This window comes from Streptomyces sp. NPDC057271 (assembly GCF_042668715.1).
Classification (GTDB): domain Bacteria; phylum Actinomycetota; class Actinomycetes; order Streptomycetales; family Streptomycetaceae; genus Streptomyces.
In genome coordinates, this window is sequence record NZ_JBHUYJ010000202.1 from 1 (window position 1) to 5,490 (window position 5,490).

A 5,490-nucleotide genomic window follows, 5' to 3' on the forward strand; every position below is an offset into this window, starting at 1 on the left:
GTTTTCCCCCCGGCAGACTCGCCCGGGCACTGACCCGCACCCTGGCTGAGATCACCGAACGCCTGCTGCCCGCCCGCCGTCATCGGACCTGCCCCCGAGTGATCAAACGCAAGATGTCGAACTGGCCACTGAAACGGGCCGAGCACTGCAACCGGGCACCAACCGCACCGAACACCATCACCACCACCCGACAAGGCACAACCTAAGTCACCGGCATTGGGCCTAGGCGCCGACATGCTCGCCGGGGGCGATGCGGACGCCACGCGCCCAGTCGGCGGCCTTCATCGGCTTCTTGCCCTGCGGCTGGACCCACAGCAGCTCGACGGCGTGCGAACCGGTGCCGACGTACACGTTGTTCTTGCCGGCCGCGAGTTCGCCGGGCGTCAGATCGGTACGGGCCGGGACGAGCGCCACCTGGATCAGCTTGAGGCGCTCGCCGCGGAACACGGTCCACGCGCCCGGGGCGGGCGTGCAGCCGCGCACGACGCGGTCCACGCGCAGCGCCGGGGTCCTCCAGTCCACGTGCGCGTCCTCGACCTGGATCTTGGGCGCGAGGGTGATGCCGTCGGCCGGCTGCGGAACGGCCTTCAGGGTGCCGTCCTCGATTCCGTCCATCGTCGCGGAGAGCAGGCCCGCCCCCGCGAAGGCGAGCCGGGTGAGGAGATCACCGCTGGTGTCGGTGGGGCGGACGTCCTCGGTGATCACGCCGTAGACCGGTCCGGAGTCGAGCCCCTCCTCGATCTGGAAGGTCGACGCGCCCGTCACCTCGTCGCCCGCCATGACGGCGTGCTGCACGGGCGCCGCGCCCCGCCACGCGGGCAGCAGCGAGAAGTGCAGATTGACCCAGCCGTGGGCCGGGATGTCGAGGGCGACCTTGGGAAGCAGCGCGCCGTACGCGACGACCGGGCAGCAGTCCGGGGCGATCTCGCGCAGCCGCGCGAGGAACGCCTCGTCCCTCGGTCGTGTCGGCCTGAGGATCTCGACCCCGGCCTCCTCCGCCCGCTGGGCGACCGGGCTCGCCACCAGCCGCCGGCCGCGGCCGGCGGGGGCGTCGGGGCGGGTCACGACGGCGGCCACCTCGTGCCGGCCGGAGGCGAGCAGGGCGTCCAGGGCGGGCACGGCGACCTCGGGGGTGCCTGCGAAGACCAGCTTCACTCGGAGAAACCTCGCATCTCGGGGCGGTGGGGGCGCCTCCCCGCTCGAACGCAGCCGAGAGCTTGGGGGAGGGCAGCGCACCAGTCTAGAGGCCGTGGCGCGAGGGGGCGTACGTCACCACGAGCGCCCCGCGCATATGCGTGTACGCCCCGATGCGTGACCCAACCCCGGGTAGCGCGTTGGTCAAGAGAGATTGACCGAAACGGGCCCGCCCCCTCGTCGTGGCCCGACCCTTTTCCACGCCGGTTCGAGAGGCTTTCACATGGCCGACCACGCAACCCACGACGCCCAAGCCCGGGCGAGTCTGCATCTGTTGGTGCGGGACATCGAGCGGGTCCGGCGCCAGGTCGACGCACTGCGCACGCTCACGGCCCAGTTGGGCAACGTCTACCGCCCGCGCCGCTCCGGCCCGTCGACCGGGTTCGTCGTCTACGGCCGGGCGCCCGCGCCGACCGTCCGGCTCGCGCAGGAGCTGCGGGACAGCGTCGAGACGCTGGTGACGGCGGCGGTCGACTTCGACCGCTCGCTCGGGTTCTCGTGGGACGCGGTGGGCTCGGCGCTCGGGGTCACGAAGCAGGCGGTCCACCGCCGGTACGGCGCGCGGCGCGCGCCGCAGCCGGGTGTCGTCGTGGAGCAGGAGCGCGCCCCGGAGCAGGTGGCGACGCGCACGCTCCCGGCGGTGCCGCCGGCCCGCACGATGCCGCCGCAGCCGACGGCGGTGCAGCCGTCGCCCCTCCGCGAGGACCCCCGACCCCCGGCCTTCCCGGGCCCCCGCAACGGCTGACACCCGCCGCCGTCCGCCCCGTCGTATCCCCCGGTGCAGCCGGGACGGTCCCCACTCACCCCCGTCGCCCCGGCCGCGCCGCGGCAGCGGGGCCCGCCCGACGATCGAGTTCCGTCACCGACTCCGGTGGGGGCGACGGGTCATCAGATCGCGTGCAGGCGCGGTAATGTGTGGGCAGCGTCGCGTGCCGGTGGCAGACCGTGCCAGGCATGGAGGCGCCGGACCGAAGGAGATCGACGATGCGTTCGTCGCACCCTTCGCTCTCGCGTGACTGAGCGCGAGACGACCAGGCTCGTCGCCTGGAGCCATGAACTCCGTCGGGTACACGGTCGGCTGCGGGAAGCGCTGTCCTTGACCCGCGCCTCCCTTGCCGACGGCACGCCCGGCGAGGCGGCCACCCGTGAACTGCTGCTGTACTGCCATGGGTTCTGTACGGCTCTCGACGGCCACCACCAGGGCGAAGACCGCACCCTGTTCCCGGCCATCGCAGCCGCCCATCCGGAACTTCGACCGGTACTGCGCTCGCTCCAGCAGGATCACTCGATGATCGCCCACCTGATCGGCGGCCTCCAGGCCGCGGTCGACAGGGCCGCGCCGCCCGAGGAGCTCGACCACCACCTCGAAGGCATCGCGGCGATCATGGAGAACCACTTCCGCTACGAGGAGCGGCAACTGCTCACCGTGCTCGAGACACTTGAGCTCGCAGCCGAACTCCGGGAGGTGCTGGGCCCGCTGTGACCGCACGCTCCCCACACGGCTGACCTGCCGGCTCGACCGACGGGCCGGGCTGTGGGGCCGGGCGGCGCGCGCCGCCCGGCCCCACAGCCCGGCCCGTCGGTCGAGCCGGCAGGTCAGCCGTGTGGGGAGCGTGCGGTCACAGCGGGCCCAGCACCTCCCGGAGTTCGGCTGCGAGCTCAAGTGTCTCGAGCACGGTGAGCAGTTGCCGCTCCTCGTAGCGGAAGTGGTTCTCCATGATCGCCGCGATGCCTTCGAGGTGGTGGTCGAGCTCCTCGGGCGGCGCGGCCCTGTCGACCGCGGCCTGGAGGCCGCCGATCAGGTGGGCGATCATCGAGTGATCCTGCTGGAGCGAGCGCAGTACCGGTCGAAGTTCCGGATGGGCGGCTGCGATGGCCGGGAACAGGGTGCGGTCTTCGCCCTGGTGGTGGCCGTCGAGAGCCGTACAGAACCCATGGCAGTACAGCAGCAGTTCACGGGTGGCCGCCTCGCCGGGCGTGCCGTCGGCAAGGGAGGCGCGGGTCAAGGACAGCGCTTCCCGCAGCCGACCGTGTACCCGACGGAGTTCATGGCTCCAGGCGACGAGCCTGGTCGTCTCGCGCTCAGTCACGCGAGAGCGAAGGGTGCGACGAACGCATCGTCGATCTCCTTCGGTCCGGCGCCTCCATGCCTGGCACGGTCTGCCACCGGCACGCGACGCTGCCCACACATTACCGCGCCTGCACGCGATCTGATGACCCGTCGCCCCCACCGGAGTCGGTGACGGAACTCGATCGTCGGGCGGGCCCCGCTGCCGCGGCGCGGCCGGGGCGACGGGGGTGAGTGGGGACCGTCCCGGCTGCACCGGGGGATACGACGGGGCGGACGGCGGCGGGTGTCAGCCGTTGCGGGGGCCCGGGAAGGCCGGGGGTCGGGGGTCCTCGCGGAGGGGCGACGGCTGCACCGCCGTCGGCTGCGGCGGCATCGTGCGGGCCGGCGGCACCGCCGGGAGCGTGCGCGTCGCCACCTGCTCCGGGGCGCGCTCCTGCTCCACGACGACACCCGGCTGCGGCGCGCGCCGCGCGCCGTACCGGCGGTGGACCGCCTGCTTCGTGACCCCGAGCGCCGAGCCCACCGCGTCCCACGAGAACCCGAGCGAGCGGTCGAAGTCGACCGCCGCCGTCACCAGCGTCTCGACGCTGTCCCGCAGCTCCTGCGCGAGCCGGACGGTCGGCGCGGGCGCCCGGCCGTAGACGACGAACCCGGTCGACGGGCCGGAGCGGCGCGGGCGGTAGACGTTGCCCAACTGGGCCGTGAGCGTGCGCAGTGCGTCGACCTGGCGCCGGACCCGCTCGATGTCCCGCACCAACAGATGCAGACTCGCCCGGGCTTGGGCGTCGTGGGTTGCGTGGTCGGCCATGTGAAAGCCTCTCGAACCGGCGTGGAAAAGGGTCGGGCCACGACGAGGGGGCGGGCCCGTTTCGGTCAATCTCTCTTGACCAACGCGCTACCCGGGGTTGGGTCACGCATCGGGGCGTACACGCATATGCGCGGGGCGCTCGTGGTGACGTACGCCCCCTCGCGCCACGGCCTCTAGACTGGTGCGCTGCCCTCCCCCAAGCTCTCGGCTGCGTTCGAGCGGGGAGGCGCCCCCACCGCCCCGAGATGCGAGGTTTCTCCGAGTGAAGCTGGTCTTCGCAGGCACCCCCGAGGTCGCCGTGCCCGCCCTGGACGCCCTGCTCGCCTCCGGCCGGCACGAGGTGGCCGCCGTCGTGACCCGCCCCGACGCCCCCGCCGGCCGCGGCCGGCGGCTGGTGGCGAGCCCGGTCGCCCAGCGGGCGGAGGAGGCCGGGGTCGAGATCCTCAGGCCGACACGACCGAGGGACGAGGCGTTCCTCGCGCGGCTGCGCGAGATCGCCCCGGACTGCTGCCCGGTCGTCGCGTACGGCGCGCTGCTTCCCAAGGTCGCCCTCGACATCCCGGCCCACGGCTGGGTCAATCTGCACTTCTCGCTGCTGCCCGCGTGGCGGGGCGCGGCGCCCGTGCAGCACGCCGTCATGGCGGGCGACGAGGTGACGGGCGCGTCGACCTTCCAGATCGAGGAGGGGCTCGACTCCGGACCGGTCTACGGCGTGATCACCGAGGACGTCCGCCCCACCGACACCAGCGGTGATCTCCTCACCCGGCTCGCCTTCGCGGGGGCGGGCCTGCTCTCCGCGACGATGGACGGAATCGAGGACGGCACCCTGAAGGCCGTTCCGCAGCCGGCCGACGGCATCACCCTCGCGCCCAAGATCCAGGTCGAGGACGCGCACGTGGACTGGAGGACCCCGGCGCTGCGCGTGGACCGCGTCGTGCGCGGCTGCACGCCCGCCCCGGGCGCGTGGACCGTGTTCCGCGGCGAGCGCCTCAAGCTGATCCAGGTGGCGCTCGTCCCGGCCCGTACCGATCTGACGCCCGGCGAACTCGCGGCCGGCAAGAACAACGTGTACGTCGGCACCGGTTCGCACGCCGTCGAGCTGCTGTGGGTCCAGCCGCAGGGCAAGAAGCCGATGAAGGCCGCCGACTGGGCGCGTGGCGTCCGCATCGCCCCCGGCGAGCATGTCGGCGCCTAGGCCCAATGCCGGTGACTTAGGTTGTGCCTTGTCGGGTGGTGGTGATGGTGTTCGGTGCGGTTGGTGCCCGGTTGCAGTGCTCGGCCCGTTTCAGTGGCCAGTTCGACATCTTGCGTTTGATCACTCGGGGGCAGGTCCGATGACGGCGGGCGGGCAGCAGGCGTTCGGTGATCTCAGCCAGGGTGCGGGTCAGTGCCCGGGCGAGTCTGCCGGGGGGAAAAC

General features: G+C 72.8%; 8 protein-coding genes. 4 read left to right on the forward strand and 4 right to left on the reverse strand.

The genetic code is table 11. From position 1 onward, the window contains the following. Positions 1-206 (forward strand): hypothetical protein (locus ACFUJR_RS38645; RefSeq protein ID WP_383180807.1); only part of this gene is annotated, 206 nt, incomplete at its 5' end. 16 nt (positions 207-222) lie between these two features. Here ACFUJR_RS38645 and fmt (ACFUJR_RS38650) read toward each other — a convergent pair. Continuing rightward, on the reverse strand, positions 223-1,155 hold the full coding sequence (gene fmt / locus ACFUJR_RS38650; RefSeq protein WP_383181562.1) for a methionyl-tRNA formyltransferase: 933 nt from the start codon (positions 1,153-1,155) through the stop codon (positions 223-225). 262 nt (positions 1,156-1,417) lie between these two features. Here fmt (ACFUJR_RS38650) and ACFUJR_RS38655 point away from each other — a divergent pair, with 262 nt between their 5' ends. Further along, positions 1,418-1,939, forward strand: a complete 522-nt coding sequence (locus ACFUJR_RS38655) for a hypothetical protein (protein WP_383181558.1) — start codon at positions 1,418-1,420, stop codon at positions 1,937-1,939. A 267-nt stretch (positions 1,940-2,206) separates the two neighbouring features. Further along, positions 2,207-2,677, forward strand: a complete 471-nt coding sequence (locus ACFUJR_RS38660) for a hemerythrin domain-containing protein (RefSeq protein ID WP_383181555.1) — start codon at positions 2,207-2,209, stop codon at positions 2,675-2,677. Positions 2,678-2,813: 136 nt separating this feature from the next. On the opposite strand, the gene ACFUJR_RS38665 is transcribed toward ACFUJR_RS38660, so the two are convergent. Then, a complete protein-coding gene (locus tag ACFUJR_RS38665) occupies positions 2,814-3,284 on the reverse strand; it encodes a hemerythrin domain-containing protein (protein WP_383181555.1) in 471 nt (156 codons plus the stop codon). A 267-nt stretch (positions 3,285-3,551) separates the two neighbouring features. Further along, positions 3,552-4,073, reverse strand: a complete 522-nt coding sequence (locus ACFUJR_RS38670; protein ID WP_383181558.1) for a hypothetical protein — start codon at positions 4,071-4,073, stop codon at positions 3,552-3,554. A 262-nt stretch (positions 4,074-4,335) separates the two neighbouring features. On the opposite strand from ACFUJR_RS38670, the gene fmt (ACFUJR_RS38675) reads away from it, so the two are divergent. Then, complete coding sequence (fmt, locus tag ACFUJR_RS38675; RefSeq protein ID WP_383181562.1) at positions 4,336-5,268, forward strand: methionyl-tRNA formyltransferase; 933 nt, start codon at positions 4,336-4,338, stop codon at positions 5,266-5,268. A 16-nt stretch (positions 5,269-5,284) separates the two neighbouring features. Here the strand turns inward: fmt (ACFUJR_RS38675) and ACFUJR_RS38680 are convergent. After that, positions 5,285-5,490 (reverse strand): hypothetical protein (locus ACFUJR_RS38680; protein ID WP_383180807.1); only part of this gene is annotated, 206 nt, incomplete at its 5' end.

Coding starts and splice junctions, on each gene's coding strand:
- ACFUJR_RS38670 (WP_383181558.1), bottom strand. CDS start 4,073: ATGGCCGACCACGCAACCCACGACGCCCAAGCCCGGGCGAGTCTGCAT.
- ACFUJR_RS38655 (WP_383181558.1), top strand. CDS start 1,418: ATGGCCGACCACGCAACCCACGACGCCCAAGCCCGGGCGAGTCTGCAT.